The 14,296-nt window shown below is 52.8% G+C and carries 17 protein-coding genes; 7 read left to right on the top strand and 10 right to left on the bottom strand.

The annotated features are described in order from the left end of the window. Positions 1 to 20 precede the first annotated feature (20 nt). The 3 genes from CJO09_RS07265 to CJO09_RS07255 form a co-directional block, all read right to left on the bottom strand. A complete protein-coding gene (locus CJO09_RS07265; RefSeq protein ID WP_119441759.1) occupies positions 21 to 1,913 on the bottom strand; it encodes a polysaccharide biosynthesis protein in 1,893 nt (630 codons plus the stop codon). A 134-nt stretch (positions 1,914 to 2,047) separates the two neighbouring features. Continuing rightward, positions 2,048 to 3,244 carry an O-antigen ligase family protein gene (locus CJO09_RS07260; RefSeq protein WP_158582730.1) on the bottom strand — a complete coding sequence of 399 codons (1,197 nt, stop codon included), beginning with the start codon at positions 3,242 to 3,244 and terminating at the stop codon, positions 2,048 to 2,050. Positions 3,245 to 3,467: 223 nt separating this feature from the next. Beyond that, positions 3,468 to 4,241, bottom strand: coding sequence for a glycosyltransferase family 25 protein (locus CJO09_RS07255; RefSeq protein WP_119441757.1), 774 nt, complete (start codon positions 4,239 to 4,241; stop codon positions 3,468 to 3,470). Between the two features lie 73 nt (positions 4,242 to 4,314). Between CJO09_RS07255 and CJO09_RS07250 the strand changes: the two genes are divergently transcribed. From CJO09_RS07250 to CJO09_RS07235, 4 genes are all read left to right on the top strand, one after another. Next, positions 4,315 to 4,740, top strand: a complete 426-nt coding sequence (locus tag CJO09_RS07250) for a hypothetical protein (RefSeq protein ID WP_147404908.1) — start codon at positions 4,315 to 4,317, stop codon at positions 4,738 to 4,740. Positions 4,741 to 4,779: 39 nt separating this feature from the next. After that, positions 4,780 to 5,721, top strand: a complete 942-nt coding sequence (locus tag CJO09_RS07245; protein WP_119441755.1) for a glycosyltransferase family 9 protein — start codon at positions 4,780 to 4,782, stop codon at positions 5,719 to 5,721. A 93-nt stretch (positions 5,722 to 5,814) separates the two neighbouring features. After that, on the top strand, positions 5,815 to 6,177 hold the full coding sequence (locus CJO09_RS07240; RefSeq protein WP_119441754.1) for a type II toxin-antitoxin system RelE/ParE family toxin: 363 nt from the start codon (positions 5,815 to 5,817) through the stop codon (positions 6,175 to 6,177). Further along, the gene (locus tag CJO09_RS07235) at positions 6,177 to 6,497 is read left to right on the top strand and encodes a helix-turn-helix domain-containing protein (RefSeq protein ID WP_119441753.1); all 321 of its coding nucleotides are present in this window, start codon (positions 6,177 to 6,179) and stop codon (positions 6,495 to 6,497) included. Before CJO09_RS07240 ends, CJO09_RS07235 begins: the two co-directional genes overlap by 1 nt. Here the strand turns inward: CJO09_RS07235 and CJO09_RS07230 are convergent. Genes CJO09_RS07230 through CJO09_RS07220 form a run of 3 tightly spaced genes read right to left on the bottom strand, consistent with a single transcriptional unit; the run spans position 6,481 to position 8,209 of the window. Next, on the bottom strand, positions 6,481 to 7,161 hold the full coding sequence (locus CJO09_RS07230) for a hypothetical protein (protein ID WP_119441752.1): 681 nt from the start codon (positions 7,159 to 7,161) through the stop codon (positions 6,481 to 6,483). The two genes, CJO09_RS07235 and CJO09_RS07230, sit on opposite strands and share 17 nt — an antisense overlap. A 7-nt stretch (positions 7,162 to 7,168) precedes the next feature. After that, positions 7,169 to 7,798 carry a DUF433 domain-containing protein gene (locus tag CJO09_RS07225; RefSeq protein ID WP_158582728.1) on the bottom strand — a complete coding sequence of 210 codons (630 nt, stop codon included), beginning with the start codon at positions 7,796 to 7,798 and terminating at the stop codon, positions 7,169 to 7,171. A 48-nt stretch (positions 7,799 to 7,846) separates the two neighbouring features. Then, a complete protein-coding gene (locus tag CJO09_RS07220) occupies positions 7,847 to 8,209 on the bottom strand; it encodes an antitoxin Xre-like helix-turn-helix domain-containing protein (protein ID WP_119441750.1) in 363 nt (120 codons plus the stop codon). Between the two features lie 187 nt (positions 8,210 to 8,396). On the opposite strand from CJO09_RS07220, the gene CJO09_RS07215 reads away from it, so the two are divergent. Beyond that, positions 8,397 to 10,721: an autotransporter outer membrane beta-barrel domain-containing protein gene (locus CJO09_RS07215; RefSeq protein WP_119441749.1), complete on the top strand. Its 2,325-nt coding sequence runs from the start codon at positions 8,397 to 8,399 to the stop codon at positions 10,719 to 10,721. A 41-nt stretch (positions 10,722 to 10,762) separates the two neighbouring features. On the opposite strand, the gene CJO09_RS15845 is transcribed toward CJO09_RS07215, so the two are convergent. The 3 genes from CJO09_RS15845 to CJO09_RS07195 form a co-directional block, all read right to left on the bottom strand. Then, entirely contained in the window at positions 10,763 to 11,410 is a 648-nt protein-coding gene (locus CJO09_RS15845; RefSeq protein WP_119441748.1) for an XRE family transcriptional regulator, read from the bottom strand. 113 nt (positions 11,411 to 11,523) lie between these two features. Then, a complete protein-coding gene (locus CJO09_RS07205; RefSeq protein WP_119441747.1) occupies positions 11,524 to 11,790 on the bottom strand; it encodes a BrnA antitoxin family protein in 267 nt (88 codons plus the stop codon). Between the two features lie 221 nt (positions 11,791 to 12,011). Beyond that, the gene (locus CJO09_RS07195) at positions 12,012 to 12,284 is read right to left on the bottom strand and encodes a BrnA antitoxin family protein (RefSeq protein ID WP_119441745.1); all 273 of its coding nucleotides are present in this window, start codon (positions 12,282 to 12,284) and stop codon (positions 12,012 to 12,014) included. Positions 12,285 to 12,535: 251 nt separating this feature from the next. Between CJO09_RS07195 and CJO09_RS07190 the strand changes: the two genes are divergently transcribed. Continuing rightward, positions 12,536 to 13,000 carry a bacteriohemerythrin gene (locus CJO09_RS07190; RefSeq protein ID WP_119441744.1) on the top strand — a complete coding sequence of 155 codons (465 nt, stop codon included), beginning with the start codon at positions 12,536 to 12,538 and terminating at the stop codon, positions 12,998 to 13,000. After that, entirely contained in the window at positions 13,000 to 13,920 is a 921-nt protein-coding gene (locus CJO09_RS07185) for a DMT family transporter (protein WP_119441743.1), read from the top strand. The genes CJO09_RS07190 and CJO09_RS07185 overlap by 1 nt, the downstream gene beginning before the upstream one ends. A gap of 36 nt (positions 13,921 to 13,956) precedes the next feature. Here the strand turns inward: CJO09_RS07185 and CJO09_RS07180 are convergent, their stop codons facing one another. Next, on the bottom strand, positions 13,957 to 14,187 hold the full coding sequence (locus CJO09_RS07180) for a DUF1902 domain-containing protein (RefSeq protein ID WP_158582727.1): 231 nt from the start codon (positions 14,185 to 14,187) through the stop codon (positions 13,957 to 13,959). Between the last annotated feature and the right edge of the window lie 109 nt (positions 14,188 to 14,296).

Here is a 14,296-nt window from a genome sequence, read left to right as displayed (position 1 = left end):
GGCGAAGGCCCGCTGGCTCATCACATTTCCTTCTGGTTCATACTTGTGAGCAGTTCAGTGCAAGGAGGCTCGACATTGTGGCCTGTGCTCTGCCACGTGGGTTGGTATTCTGGGACCCAAGCTTTGAGTTGTGTGCGTACTTCTTGATCATTTTTGTAAGCAGAGTCTGAAATCCATTCTTGAATGTTTTGAAATGTGACATGACCTGGTTGGCGGCTTTGCATTATTCGAAGTTTTTCATGCGGTGTTTCCAATGTGGCTTCAGTATCAGCCAGTAATTCTTCATAAAGCTTTTCCCCAGGTCTCAGCCCTGTGAACGTAATAGGAATTTCTTCTTCCGTAAAGCCAGACAGCCGAATCATATTGCGGGCAAGGTCGACTATCTTTACAGGCTCACCCATATCGAGCACAAAGACTTCCCCGCCTTTACCCATGGCTGATGCTTGCAGTACTAACTGGGCAGCTTCGGGAATAGACATGAAATAGCGAGTGATGTCGGGGTGGGTTACGGTGACCGGCCCGCCACGTTCAATTTGTTTTTGAAATTTCGGAATAACGCTGCCAGTGCTCCCCAGAACATTGCCAAACCGAACGACCTGGAAAAGTGTTTTTGGGTTTTGTTTATATAGTGACTCACACACTATTTCGGCGACGCGTTTAGTGGCACCCATGACATTTGTCGGGTTTACTGCTTTGTCTGTTGAGATAAGAATAAAGCGTTCGGCATTCGATGCTTGGGCGCACTGGGCCACGACTAATGTGCCAAGAGCATTGTTGCGCACAGCCTCCCATGCGTTGTCGACCTCCATAAGCGGCACGTGTTTATATGCAGCGGCGTGATAAATGATATGTGGATTCCAGTTATGGAAAATATTTTCCATGCGTGTGCGATCTTTTACGTCGCCAGCCAACGGTACCGTGTGTGTATTCGGATAGTAGGTTTTGAACCACTGCTCGATGCGGTAAAGCGCATATTCGTTTGACTCTACCAGCACGACTACTGCCGGGTTGAACCTGGCTAATTGTCGACAGAGCTCACTGCCGATAGAGCCGCCAGCGCCTGTGACGAGCAAACGTTTTCCCGCCAGTAGTGTGGCGACGTGGTCGTCTTCAATTTTTACGGTTTCCCTGCCCAATAAGTCTTGAATTCGGACTGGCCTGATGCTGTTGATGGAAACGCGCCCGCTCATTAATTCAGATAACCCTGGCACCGTGAATACATTAGCGCCCGCCTGAGTAGCGTTGGTGGTGGCTCGTTGAAGAACGGGGGGAGGGGCTGACGGCATTGCCAAAATAACGTGTTGTGCTTGCCATCGAGCAAGCACGTCTGCCAAAGAGTCGATACCACCCTCTACACGTCTCCCGGAAAGCTCAAGACCCCATTTGCTTCGATCATCGTCCACTAGGGCAACAACATTCCATTCTGGGCTGCGTTCAAGTTCTCGAACCAGCATTGCACCGGCGGTGCCCGCGCCAATAACAATAATGGGCTTGCCTTGCCCCTTTTCGTTGCGATAGAGGTAGTGCTCTTTGAGCATGCGCCAACTAATACGGCCACCGCCCATAATGAGTAAGAGCAGAATCGGGTACAGAATAACGATGGAGCGCGGTATGGGTAAATAACTACGAGCAAGTGCGGCTAGCATTAGCAGCACAAGCGCCGATGCCAACACAGCTTTTAATACACGTCGTAAATCGGGAATGCTTGCGAACGTCCACATGCCACGATAAAGCCCTGCCCATCGCGATGCAATAATTTGAGTGATAACAAGCGGTATAAGGCCCAGTGCAATGGTGCTTTCGTAATAAAAAGGCCAGTCGAAGTTAAACCGGAACAAGAAGGCGCCGACCCAGGCAACAACAACACTGCCTAAATCGAATAAGAAAACCAGAAGAAGACGCATATGCATCATTGAGTAATTCCGACGAATAAAGGAGAACGGCTCATGGCGACTGTTGTCAATTATAGGTTAGCTGTGTCGTTGTCAAGGCTGTTAAGTGCGCCATTTCAATTTCTATTGTTGTCAGCTTCTGAATAGCCCTATCTTCATTTCGGCGCGTGGAGGCTTTGGGTGTTATCACTAGTGTTATGCCTGTCTGACAAGACGATAAATAAGGCCACAAACATTGCATAGAATCCCATTGTGTTCATTCGCCTGAACATGGTTTCTGAAAGCCCGAAGAAAGCAAACCCCAGGCACAGCGCCAAGCCCATTGCTGCCGCAGCACGAATTTGTGAAGCGTGCTGCGGTGTTAATCGCATCGCGAAATAGATGGCTGGCACAATGTAGATCAGTAGTAGTCCTAAGGCGCCTGGAACGCCGAAAGCGGCAAACATCATTAATACGTCGTTATGAGGTTCGCCGAAATGGATATCAACGACAAACGGTGCCGCCAACCCTTTTGGTACCGCTACATTTTCAACGTAGTCGTCAAAATGGCTGCCGTTCCCAAGTCCTACCCAGGGGTTGTTTTTTCCCGCGTCGATTGCGGCGCGCCAAAGCTGCAGGCGAACGCAGGTTGAGGTGCGCACGTTCTCTGTTTGGCAGGTGATGGCTTCATCATAGACCTTAATCACTCTTGAGCGAATGCCGTCGTTCGATAGTAGTAAACCGCCAACAACGGCAAAGAGGATCAGAATTACCCCTACGAGTTTTAAAGGTTTCTTCAGGCTAACAAACAATAAAACACCAACAACAAGAAGAATGGGTAAGCCTAGAAGGCCGGTGCGCGTTTGGGCTACCACAAAGCCGGCAAAAGCCACACAAGCTACGCCTATTTTTAGTGTGCGCTCAATGCCAGGCTTGTTGGTAAGAGGGTACTTCAAGGCGTAAATAGTAATGGCTGCGCACAGCAAGGTAATAGAGCTATATGTGGTTAGAATCAGGGCAGGCGTATCGGGGCGCATGCGAATTGTCCAGGACAGCCAAAGAATAATGCCCCCTGATATGAGTCCGGCCAAAAAGATACCCCATAAGGTGTGCCGTAATAGGTTCTTGTCGATATGTGGCAGCGCCAATATAAACACCCATAAGCCTAGGAAAAAACGTAGGGCACCTTCGCTATTTGCGCCCGCCCAATGCCTGTGGACTAAGGAAGAAATAGCCACCGCGGCAAAGAGAACACCGTAGCCCGCAATTAACGGCCAATACCGTATTGTTTGTTCCAGCCCGCCAACAAATCGTTGTTTCACCAGCAAAGCAAGTGCAAGCACGGCGGTAAGATAGAACAGCGCGCTGGGCAAACTATGACTGGTTAGCAAGGTAACCGGCGTGAGGACATATAAAGCAACAATCAGGTAACTGAGCATGGGACAGGCTAAACCATCTGGTTGGAGTGGAATGAGTAAAGCTTAGATTGGCGTCGTTTATGAGCTTAGGTATGGGTAAGCTCAAATAAACTTGTATTTGGACGGTTGTGATTATATGTCTGAACCCACCACGACTTACCTCTTGCCCTTCTCCGTTTCACGTTCGCCGCTTCAGTTTTTGTGTAAAAAACGGTTTCTTCACCAATTCATAAAAGAGTCGGTTTAACCGTGTTTTCAGGGTTTTCTTGGGCTTCACGCGCGGTTTTCGGGTGGGGCTGAGGTTTGAGTTCTGCGCTTCTTGAGCTTCCCACACAACATTGCGTTGCAGCGCCCATAACGACACCAGCCCTTTTTCTTCAAAGCGGTTCCAATGGTCGGCTACCGTCCATACCGGGTAGAGGTGTTCGGCCAGTTTTTCGGCAGCGGCCAGGGTAATGAAGTAGCCACTGGCCAGCCACACGCCGCCGCTGGCTTGCACTGCTTTATTCTTGGTTTGGCCTAGAGTTCTGGCGCCGAAACGTTTGCCGCGCGTTATATGGGTAAGCTGCACCATTGCGGCCTGAGTGGGGGCGAAATGGGCGGCCAAGCTGTCGGGGCCATGAGTGTTCAGGTAGGTGGCGAAGTTTGCATCCAGACACACGTCGTCTTCCAGAACCACAGCGTACGGCATCTGGTTCCTTACCATCTCCTGGTAAATGCCAATGTGGCTTAACGAGGTACCGATTTCGGCGGCGCTAAGGCTGCCGTATTCCTGTTGGGCGCGGATGCGGTTAACATGGCTTTCCAATGCTTCCGGGCTCATCAACCGCCCGTCAACGGCCTTGAAAAAATTGGGGGTAATACCCAGCTTGGCCAGGCGCGTTTGCATTGCGCTGCGCCGCTGTGTATCTTTTTCAAGGTTAATCACAAAGCACGGAATAAGGTTGGGCATAGCGGTGTGCGGTTACGGTTTTTATGGTGATTATTTCATATGGGTGGTGCAAGTGCTTGTTAAGCGAATTGGAATGGTAGTGGTGGCAGTGCTCATGGCGACTTTGGGTGGCTGTATTTTGCCGATTGAGTCATACACTCAGCCGATTGCTGAAGGTGACATTCTGCCCAATGGCACGGCGGGTGAAGTGCGGGCCAACCCCAAACGTAATGCAACGCCTGTTGAGTTGGAGGCCATTCAAAGTGCAGTGCGCACGAACCCGTTGCTGTCGAACGATCAGGTAGTGTCGAACGTGCGGGTTGAGGCCGTTAGTAAGCCTGTTGTGGGTTTTTGCGGGCGCTTGGAAGAAGGTACAGCGGAGCTGGCCGATGCCACGCCCGTGGTTACGGGGGCGCTAAGAACGGTAGAAGGCCAACTGTTGGCGTATGACCTGCGCTACGGCGAACAGGCACAGTTGCGTTGCAACTACATGCAGTTCTGGCCGGATTCGGAAGAATAACTATAATATCGCCTGGCGCGAACTTTACTTTTCTTCTTTATGGCCACCAACGTTGTTTTCCTTCGCAGCATGCAGTTTTTGGGTGGCCATCTTGTTACCTACCCTTTGCTGTATCAGTTAAGGCAACTCTTTCCAAACGACAGGCTCCATGTGGTCGGGACAGACCCCATCGCGGCGCATTACGAAAGTACGCCGTGGGTCGATTCCTATATTCAGGCTGAATGTGCGCGCAAGAAGCTGGCGGCGCTGAAAGGGGTCAGCCGTTCGTTCGTGTTGCATTACTCCAGCGAGCAATATGCGTTGCTTACGTTTTTGCGCCGTATTGGCGTGCGCTCGGGGTTTCGTAATGGCCGGGTAAGCGACTTTTTATGGACGCACCGCTGGAAGAAAGACCCCAATGAGTACCTGGGCCTGGCGAATTTGCAGTTGGCGCGGCAACTTAGTGACTTTTGCCCGGAAACAGTGGCAAGGGGTGCCATGGCGGCGTTGGCTGAAACTGCCGACCCAACCTTGCCGCTTGCCCAGGTGGTGTTCATACCTGGTGGCGGGGCGGGTGCGTACAAGCGCTGGCATATTGGGTCGTATGTGGCCCTGGCCGATGCTCTGAAAGCACAGTTCGGCCTGCAGTCTTTCTGCTTTATTACCGGGCCGGGCGAAGCGCAAGAGGCGGACTACATTGCGGGTTTGGGCCGGGCCGATTTTCACGTGGCGCGCAACCGCAGCATGGCCGACATTGCCCGCCTGTGCCTGCACGCCCGTTTAATGGTGGCGAACGATTGCGGGCCGTCGCACATTGCGCAGAATGTGGCGGGCAAGTATGTGGGACTTTTTCATGACCATGAACCGCAATGGTTCTGGCACCGCAGCGGGGCGGTGGAGCTGACGCCCGATAACGGTACTTGTGATATTCAAAGCATTACGGTGGAACGCGTGGCCCAGGCGTGTGGCCGGTTGCTGGATTTCGTACTTATACGTAAATAGCGATACTTAACGATTTTTAACTGCTATTTTGAAGGGAATGGTTCAGGCCGAGGTCAGTGAGGCTTGCGTTTTATACCCGAACGGATATAATTAATGGCAGATAAACGGAAGGTGTTGTATTGGGAGGGGTCTTCTAGAAAAAGCTTCAAGGAGTTTCCTGTCAATGTACAGAAAGACATGGGCGTGGCGTTGTTTGTGGTTCAGTTGGGTGGCAAACCTCACTCGGCTAAGGCTTGGAAGGGGCTCGGTACTGGAGTGCATGAATTGGTGGACGATTATCGGGGAGACACCTTTCGCGCGGTTTATACGGTTCGGCTAGGCAACGCGGTGCATGTGCTTCATGCATTCCAGAAGAAGTCCAAATCCGGTATCGCTACCCCACGACCTGATGTGGAGTTGATTGAGAAACGACTGAAAGCAGTGCTCTCCCGTTACGGGCTGAGCGGGAGAAAATGATGACGCGCAAAGATTATCCGCAAGGTACTGATAATGTGTTGCTGGATCTGGGGTTCGACAATGCCGAAGAGCTGTCAGTCAAGGCGGCACTTGCGTTCAAACTCAATGAACTGGTCAGTCAACGCAGCTTGACGCAGGCTGAAGTGGCATCGATTACGGGTATGACCCAACCGAAGGTGTCTCAAGTGCGGCGCTATAAGCTTCAGAACATCTCTTTGGAGCGACTGATGCAAGCACTTGTTTCGCTTGGCCAGCACGTGGAGATCAATGTAGAGCCTGCGAGCAATGCGAATGCGACAGGCATTACCGTTGCTGCGTAAGTAAGCCAAGAGGAATACTCTTTTGGCACTGGTAAAGGTAAGCCCTGTTTGCATTGACCTCACACACCCACGTTCCTGCAAGCCGCGTTTCACTGTTCACAAGCGCGTTCGGGTGCAACACGCCCATGTCGGGGGCGTCCATCGGGTCGGCTGCGGGGTAGGTAAATACGGCTACGTTGTAGGCGCGCAGGATTTGGGCGGTGGTGTGGGTTTGTTCCACCGGCAGTTCAATGGCTCGCAGGCTTAAGCCGTTGGGGGTGTTGAATGTCATGGAATACAGGCTGTGGGCGCTGTGTAAGTAGGGCAGGCCGGGGTGTGGGGGCATGCTGTTCCAGAATTGTTGCTGGCGTTGTGCGCAGGCGTTTATTGCCCCGTGCAGGTGGGCCGAACCCGCGATAAGCCCGGCGTCGTTGGTGCCGCGCATGGGGTGGCCCCACGGCCCGGTGGGGCATAGCAGGGCCTGTTGCACCAGTGGCGCCACCGATACCAGCTTGGGCGGGGTGGCGCTTTCCAACAGCTTGTTCAGTACGGCGGCGGCACGCAGGTTGCCGGTAAGGCTAAGCGTGGCCTGGTGCGAGGCAGGCGTGGCGAACCGGTACAGGGTGCCGTGCAGGGGGCGAATGTTCAGGGGCGGGGTAGCTGTGTGGCTAATCGGTTTAGACATTAGACTTTTAAAAGTCTGAGTGGGCTAGCTTCACAGATTTGGGGCGCCCCCGTTTTGGGTGTAACGCGTTGTATAGCTTCGCCAATTCGATTTTGTTTTCGGTCAGGAAAGGGTAGTCTTCCTGTAGCGCTTTTAGGCTTTCTCCGGCTTTTAAGTACTCCAAAACCAAGTGAACAGGTACGCGTGTACCCTTGAATACGGCTTCCCCTTGCATAATGCTTGGGTTTCTTTCAATAACTTTGTCCATTTCTTCGAGCTGCTTAAATCGTGACTTTGTGTCGGTGATGAAAGAATTGAAATCAATCTCAATAAATTCATTAGGGTGGATCTGCCAGGTTTTTTTGCGGCCTGTTGCGCGTAACATAAGAATTCCATTCCGGTCTTCTTCGTGTAGTTTTTGAATGCGGTCCAATAAGGTGTTCAGAATGGTTTTTCGTGTATTCGCCACTATAATGTCTTCAGTATCAAAATAGAATTTTGCAAACGCCGCCGCCATGGGCGTAAAGCGTCGGTTCCTGGCATGTTTTTCATAAAGGTTGTCGGGCAAGATGCGATCATCAACGGCTTGGTTGATTTTGCGTTCGGATAATCCTGCGAGGAACGCGGCTTCGGCGGTAGAAACGGTGGAGCGGTGCATGTTCATAACCCTTTTTAATCATTCCGATATTTCGGAATGATTATACTATTAAGCCGCCGGATACTGAAGTGACTCAACGCAAAACATCACCCGCATCAAGCCGCTAATTTCCTGTATTTGCCGCGCGGGAACGTCGCCGGTAAGGCTGTTGGGCTCGCGCATGAAGTGCTGGATCCACTTTGGGTTGCCATCGGTAAGGGCGTGTAGCGCCCGGTAGATGCGAATCAGCATGAGGGCCAGTTCACCTTGTTTGGAGTCGGGGTTAATGTTGGGGCGGTGTTTCAGGCGGCTGATGGCGCTGCGGTGCAGGCCCAGCACCGCGGCCAGTTCACCGTGGCTTAAGCCCAGCTGCTTGCCGGCGGTAATTAACGAATTGGCCAGAACGGCAGTGGGCGAGAATTCCTTTTCCATAAAACCTCTTTACTGTGTGTTTTGTTATTTTTCCCTGCTTAATGTGCGTGGCGCACGCCCCAAAACGCGGAAAAACAGGGTTCAGAATAATGATTACGGAATTTTGACCGATATCTTTAGTTTGTCCGGCACAATCGTTGCAAATTTGTCATACCCGTGGCGAATTACATAACGATAAGGACAAAAGATGAAATTGAATCTAAGAAGGGTTTTACGTGGCTTTTGTGTAGTGTTGTTTTGTTTTTTGGTAAGTGGGTCAACGGGGGCATGGAAAGGGGGCGTGGGCGTGGCGGTGGCCTGGGCGGGCGAGGTGGCCAATGAGGGTTCTGGTTCTTTACCCGGTTTGCCCGAGGCGCCGTATGTGTTCATGGGAGACATTGCCCATTTGAATCAGGCGGAGTTTGAAACGGTGCAGGCTTATGCCATTGGCGATGCGGCGGTGCTGAATGTGTATAACGGCGCAAGCGCGCGGTTGGCCGGGTCTTTGAGTAATGCAATGGGTTCTATGGAGGGCGTGACCAAGTTGGGGGCCGGCACGCTTGCTTTGGCGGCGGCCAATACATACCGGGGCACCACGCGTTTGCTGCAGGGGCGTTTGGTGCTGGAACACAATTCGGCGGCCGGGTGGGGCATGGTGCATGCCAATACGGGCACCGAGCTGGAGTACGCGCCGGGGGTGCGCGTGGCCTCGGCGGTGCAGGCGCTGGAGGTGGACTTGGCGGCGACCTTGCCGGCTTCCTGGTATACGCCGGGTATTCATGTGGTGCCTAATACCGAGGTGCATTGGCGCGTGGCAAGCGGGCAGGCCGAGCATGCCGGTTTGTTGCTGGGGAATGCGCGGGTGGTGAAGCAGGGTGCGGGGCGTTTGAACTTAACGGGTGATGCGGCGCCGTTTGCCGGGCAGTGGGTGGTGAACGAAGGGGCGTTGGCGGTGAATACCGCGTTGCCCGGTGCGGTGCAGGTGAATGCGTCGGCCCGGTTGGAAGGGGTGGGTAGTGTGGGTTCGTTCCAGTTGGCGTCCGGGGGGGTGTTGGCACCCGGCAATAGTATTGGCACGTTCACCGTACAAGGCGATGCGGTATTCAGTAGTGGTTCGGTGTTCGAGGTAGAGGCGCAGGCCAACGGGCAGGCCGATTCGTTAAACGTAGGGGGCACGGCTTACCTGGCCGGCACGGTGCGTACCCTGGCGGCCAACGGCGCCTGGCAGCCTGAAACGCAGTTCACCATTTTGTCGGCCGGCGGTGGCCTGGCGGGTACCCGTTTCGATACCGTGACCAGCAACCTGGCGTTTCTTGATTCTTCTTTAAGCTATGACGCGAATAACGTGACGCTAACGTTAACGCGTAACGACACGCCGTTAACCGACCCGGCTGAAACACCGAATGAAGAGGCGGTGGCCGAAGAAATTGACGATGGCGGGCCGGGTGGTGAGTCGGCAAACCCCGATTTGTTCGATAACGTAGTGGGGCTGGATGCCCCCACGGCGCGCCGTGCCTACCAGCAACTGGGCGGTGGGTGGCTGGCGTCGGTGCAGTCTGGGTTGCTGGAAGACAGCCGCTTTGTGCGTGAGGCGGTGTTGAATGAGTTAGCGCAAGGTAGGTGCGCCGGGGCATTCGGCCGTGCGACGCCGGTTGCGCAAGGTGAGCGCGCCTGTGCTTGGGCGCGGGCGTTTCATGCCGACCGCTCACGGCCGGGTCGAAATGGTGTATGGGGTGATAGCCGCTCGGTGCAAGGGGTGTTTGCCGGGGCGCAAAACCGTGTGGCGCCCAATGTGTGGTTGGGTGGCATGGTGGGCGGTCAATTCGCCCGTATGAATCAGGCCGGTGGCGGCACGGATACCAGTGCGCGCGCCGATACCCTGCATTTTGGGTTGAATGTGGCGTGGCATCGGAATCGGGTGTCAACCGTGGCGGGTTTGGCGTACAGCCGGCATCGTGTGCATACAAACCGTGTGGTTTCGGCAGGGGCGCTGCAAGATCAACTGTCGGGTTTGGCTTCGGCCCACACCGTGCAGCTGTTTGGTGAAGCCGCCTGGCGCGCGTGGGAAAGTGCCTGGTTGCCTGCGAAATGGGGGCGGGCAAAGTACGCGGTGTCGCCTTTTGTGCGGATGGCCGGTGTGCAGTTGCGCGGTGGTGGCTTTACCGAAGAGGGCGGCGCGGCGGCCCTGGCGGTCAGCCCTTCGCGCCAAACAGCGTGGTATAGCCAATTGGGTGTGCGCGGGCAGGCGCGTATCGAAACCCCCACCGGTGCGGCGCTGGCGCGGCTTACCCTGGCCTGGCGCCACGCGGGTGGAGATACGCAAGTGGCCTCCAGCCAGCGTTTTAAATATAGCCGCAGCCAGGCGGTGTTTACCTCGAACGGTTTACCGGTGTTGGAAAACGCCTTGCATGTGGCGTTGAGTGTGGCAGGGCAAGTGTCACGCACTGCCACGCTGGCGCTGGGGTATAGCGGGGTTTATGGTGCGGGGGTGCAAGACCACGGCGTGCAGTTGAACTGGCGGGGCGTGTTTTAGGGCTTAAAACTGCTGTTTAAGCCATTCACGTAATGCGTCGTTCATGCGTGCGATCTTTTCTGTACGGAAAGCTGCACATCTCGCCCCGTTCTGGCAACCATGTCTACCAGCGCATCAATGGTGAACTTGGGTAATTTTTTATTCACAACATCAGACACGCGCGGACGGGTAATACCCAGGATTGCAGCGGCTTCGATTTGCTTCAGGTTGTTGTCGGCAATCCATTGGCTAATTTCGCTCATTAAATATTCTTTGAGCCGCAACTTTTCAGAAATAATATGCTGCGATTCGGCGTGAAGTTTTTTTGCTTCGTTTGGGGCAAAACCTAACTCTTTGAATAGGTTGCTGTTTGCGGCGCTGATGTGAGTTGATTTGGTTTCAATGTGCATTTTCATTGACGTTCTTTTAAAACAGTGAAGGATATAGATGCAGTCCGAAAACTTTGCTAGGTAAACGATGCGATAAGCGTTTCCGTTGGTGCGTATCCGGATCTCTTTTATTCCTGTGCCAAGATTGTCAAGTGGCTTCCAGTTGTCCGGCTCTAATCCGGCTTGCAGCAAACTTAACTGATGGCCTGCTTGTTTACGCGCCTCATAACTAAAAATTTTGTCGTTGCGAATGTCTTTCAGCGTTGAACCTCGCCAATCAATCGATTTTCGGCTGTCTGGATTAACTATATAATGTATCAAATTTTATACAAGGAAGAAAGAGTTGTTGGAAGACTTTCTTAACTGTAGAAAATTCGATGACTGTTTGATTGGATGTAGGGATTGTTTTGTGACGCGTGTTTTTACAGCGTTGACTAAGCCTGCTGTTTAAGCCATTCACGTAATGCGTCGTTCATGCGGGTTTGCCAGCCAGGCCCCTGTGCTTTGAAGGCTTCAACAATGTCGGCGTCGTATCGCACGGTCAGTTGTATTTTGGGTGACGCAATTCGCGGACGGCCCACTCGTTTCAGGAAAGGCGATTTTGTTAAATCGCTGGTGTCGGGGTCTTTGGTAATAGCGCGGTTAATTTGCGCGTCTTCCTGACTGGTTGGGATGATAGTGTGAGGTTTAAGTTTCGGCATATAAATTTACCTCTCTGCTGTTTGCTTTACGCAAACTAATAATTCGCCGGGAATTAAGCCTGGGTGTGTACACGAGTACATAATTTTCAATTTATTGTAACTACAAAAATTAATAAATGGAAGGTCTTGACTTTAAGACGTGATCGTTGATTCAGGGATCAGTGCGCCGCATGTTTATCCTGGCGTAAAAACCCTTGATCAGGGGTCGCCTGAATTGATGATCAGGCCTGTTGTTTAAGCCATTCACGTAATGCGTCGTTCATGCGGGTTTGCCAGCCAGGCCCTTGTGCTTTAAAGGCTTCAACGATGTCGGCGTCGAAGCGAATGGCGGTTTGAAGCTTTCGTGGTGCTTTCTGAGGTCCTCTTTGACCACGTAATTTTTTTTGTAACGAGTTGGGTAGCTCAGTTAGGCGCATTGCGCTATTCACTTCTAACGCCGTCCATTCTGGGTTTTCCGGCTCAGTGGTGTTTTTGCTGTGCTGTTTTTTGTTCATAAAAGCGTACCTCTCGCATATTTGCTTTACGCAATGCAATATTTAATTGTATTAACAAAAAAATATAATGTCGAGAGAATAAAAATAGTTTGTTTGGCGTATGCGCATAAGGACTCAGCTACCTATTCTGAAAGTAAAAGGATGGGGCGTAAGCCGAACAGTGAGTGATTTGTCGTCAGCAAAAACACCCCCACACCTAGGGTTTTTGCTATGATGCCTTTTGACTTTGTTATTGAATTTAGGTGGACGTCATGCATACTGACACCCCGGCGGTGTCCCTAACCTGGACAGACAAGTTTCTGGTGGGGTACGAGCCCTTCGACGATACGCATCGCGAGTTTGTTGATATTGTGGATGCCTTGCTGAAGGTGCCTGAAAGCGAATTGCTGCCGCATTTGTACAAGCTTATTCAGCACAGCGAAGCGCATTTCGCGCAGGAAGAGCATTACATGGAAACCACGGCGTTTCCGGCGCGTGAGTGCCATGCGAATGAGCACGCGGGGGTGTTGAATTCCATGCGTGAAGTGGCGCAATACGTTGAGGGCGGTGGCGAAGCCGGCGAAATTCGCCGCTTGTCGGTGGCGTTGGCCGACTGGTTTCCGGGCCATACCGATTACCTGGATGCTTCGTTGGCGCAGTGGGTGGCCAAGAAGCAGTTGGGGGCGGTGCCTATTGTGGTGCGGCGGGGCGTAGCGAATCATTCCGACGAAGCGTAATGGTCCCAGACAGAAAGCAAATTGACTCTCAGGCGTTCAGCCTGATGGTGTTGTTGTGTTTGATTTGGGCGTTTCAGCAAATTGCCATTAAGGCCGTGGCGGCCGACATGGCGCCCACGTTTCAAATTGCCTTGCGTTCAATTATTGGTGCCGCCCTGGTGGCGTTTGTGATGTGGCGCCGGGGCATTCCGCTGAGCTTGGGCGACGGCACCTGGAAAGCCGGCCTGGTGGTGGGCTTTTTGTTTGCGGTGGAGTTCCTGCTGCTGGGGGAAGGCTTGCGCTACACGACGGCCTCGCACATGGCCGTATTTCTTTATACTGCACCGTTTTTTGCGGCCCTGGGTTTGCATTTCACGATACCCGAAGAGCGGCTGGCGCCGTTGCAGTGGTTCGGTATTTTTGCCGCGTTCGTGGGGGTCGCCATTTCCTTTCTTGCACCGGGTGACAACCAGGCCGAGAATGCCAGCAATATATTGTTAGGCGACTTCCTGGGCCTGATGGCGGGCGCAGCATGGGGCTTAACTACGGTGGTGATACGCAACACCGGGTTGTCGAACACGCCGGCCACCAAAACTTTGCTGTATCAGCTAATTGGTGCGTTTGCGCTGTTGCTGGTGGCCGCCGTTGTAAGTGGCCAAACCGAAGTGAACCACACACCCATGGTGTGGGGCAGCGTGCTGATTCAAGGCGTGGTTATTTCGTTCTTCAGTTATTTGTGCTGGTTCTGGTTGCTACGCAAATACTTGGCATCGCGCCTGGGGGTGTTTTCTTTTATGACCCCCATGTTCGGCATTGTGCTGGGCGTGTTGTTGTTGAATGAACCGTTGGACACCAGCTTTGTGGTGGGCGCTATTTTGGTTACCGCCGGTATTGTGCTGGTGAGTGGCTATGGGTGGATTAGGGCGAGTTTGGGGCGGTGAGGCGCGGTTAAAGCTTTTGGGTGATTCCCGCAGCTTTTAATATTTTATTTGCCGTGGGCTTTGCGTAACAATAAGCATCGACGCTACATCGATTACTTCTGCTCTTAACTCATCTAAAGAAGAGGCTTCCACAACCAGACCGGGTAATTTTGGGGACGTGGCGATATAAACTTGCGCCTGCGTGTCGCGTTCCACATTAACAGGTATGCGTATGGTGATACCGCAACGCGCAGCCAGTTTCCAAAACGGATAACCAATCGGGTACATGATCTTTCCCCTTAACAGTCCAATTAAGTAAAGTTTAGCATTTGGTGCGAGTTGGAACGGGTTGAAAGCGTCATAAAAGTCACACATCCTTAAGGGATATCCCTGCCTA

The sequence above is a fragment of the Neopusillimonas maritima genome (genome assembly GCF_003576595.1).
GTDB classification, from domain to species: domain Bacteria; phylum Pseudomonadota; class Gammaproteobacteria; order Burkholderiales; family Burkholderiaceae_B; genus Neopusillimonas; species Neopusillimonas maritima.
Note: the sequence above shows the minus strand (reverse complement) of the source record. Positions and strands in the feature narration are given on the sequence as shown.

What these genes read in the sequence shown, in the direction of transcription:
- CJO09_RS07180 (WP_158582727.1), bottom strand. Translation starts at nt 14,187, where the DNA reads ATGTACCCGATTGGTTATCCGTTTTGGAAACTGGCTGCGCGTTGCGGT.
- CJO09_RS07185 (WP_119441743.1), top strand. Translation starts at nt 13,000, where the DNA reads ATGGTCCCAGACAGAAAGCAAATTGACTCTCAGGCGTTCAGCCTGATG.
- CJO09_RS07205 (WP_119441747.1), bottom strand. Translation starts at nt 11,790, where the DNA reads ATGCCGAAACTTAAACCTCACACTATCATCCCAACCAGTCAGGAAGAC.
- CJO09_RS07265 (WP_119441759.1), bottom strand. Translation starts at nt 1,913, where the DNA reads ATGATGCATATGCGTCTTCTTCTGGTTTTCTTATTCGATTTAGGCAGT.
- CJO09_RS07255 (WP_119441757.1), bottom strand. Translation starts at nt 4,241, where the DNA reads ATGCCCAACCTTATTCCGTGCTTTGTGATTAACCTTGAAAAAGATACA.
- CJO09_RS07250 (WP_147404908.1), top strand. Translation starts at nt 4,315, where the DNA reads ATGGTAGTGGTGGCAGTGCTCATGGCGACTTTGGGTGGCTGTATTTTG.
- CJO09_RS07240 (WP_119441754.1), top strand. Translation starts at nt 5,815, where the DNA reads ATGGCAGATAAACGGAAGGTGTTGTATTGGGAGGGGTCTTCTAGAAAA.
- CJO09_RS07230 (WP_119441752.1), bottom strand. Translation starts at nt 7,161, where the DNA reads ATGTCTAAACCGATTAGCCACACAGCTACCCCGCCCCTGAACATTCGC.
- CJO09_RS07195 (WP_119441745.1), bottom strand. Translation starts at nt 12,284, where the DNA reads ATGAACAAAAAACAGCACAGCAAAAACACCACTGAGCCGGAAAACCCA.
- CJO09_RS07235 (WP_119441753.1), top strand. Translation starts at nt 6,177, where the DNA reads ATGACGCGCAAAGATTATCCGCAAGGTACTGATAATGTGTTGCTGGAT.
- CJO09_RS07245 (WP_119441755.1), top strand. Translation starts at nt 4,780, where the DNA reads ATGGCCACCAACGTTGTTTTCCTTCGCAGCATGCAGTTTTTGGGTGGC.
- CJO09_RS07220 (WP_119441750.1), bottom strand. Translation starts at nt 8,209, where the DNA reads ATGGAAAAGGAATTCTCGCCCACTGCCGTTCTGGCCAATTCGTTAATT.
- CJO09_RS07225 (WP_158582728.1), bottom strand. Translation starts at nt 7,798, where the DNA reads ATGCACCGCTCCACCGTTTCTACCGCCGAAGCCGCGTTCCTCGCAGGA.
- CJO09_RS07190 (WP_119441744.1), top strand. Translation starts at nt 12,536, where the DNA reads ATGCATACTGACACCCCGGCGGTGTCCCTAACCTGGACAGACAAGTTT.
- CJO09_RS07215 (WP_119441749.1), top strand. Translation starts at nt 8,397, where the DNA reads ATGAAATTGAATCTAAGAAGGGTTTTACGTGGCTTTTGTGTAGTGTTG.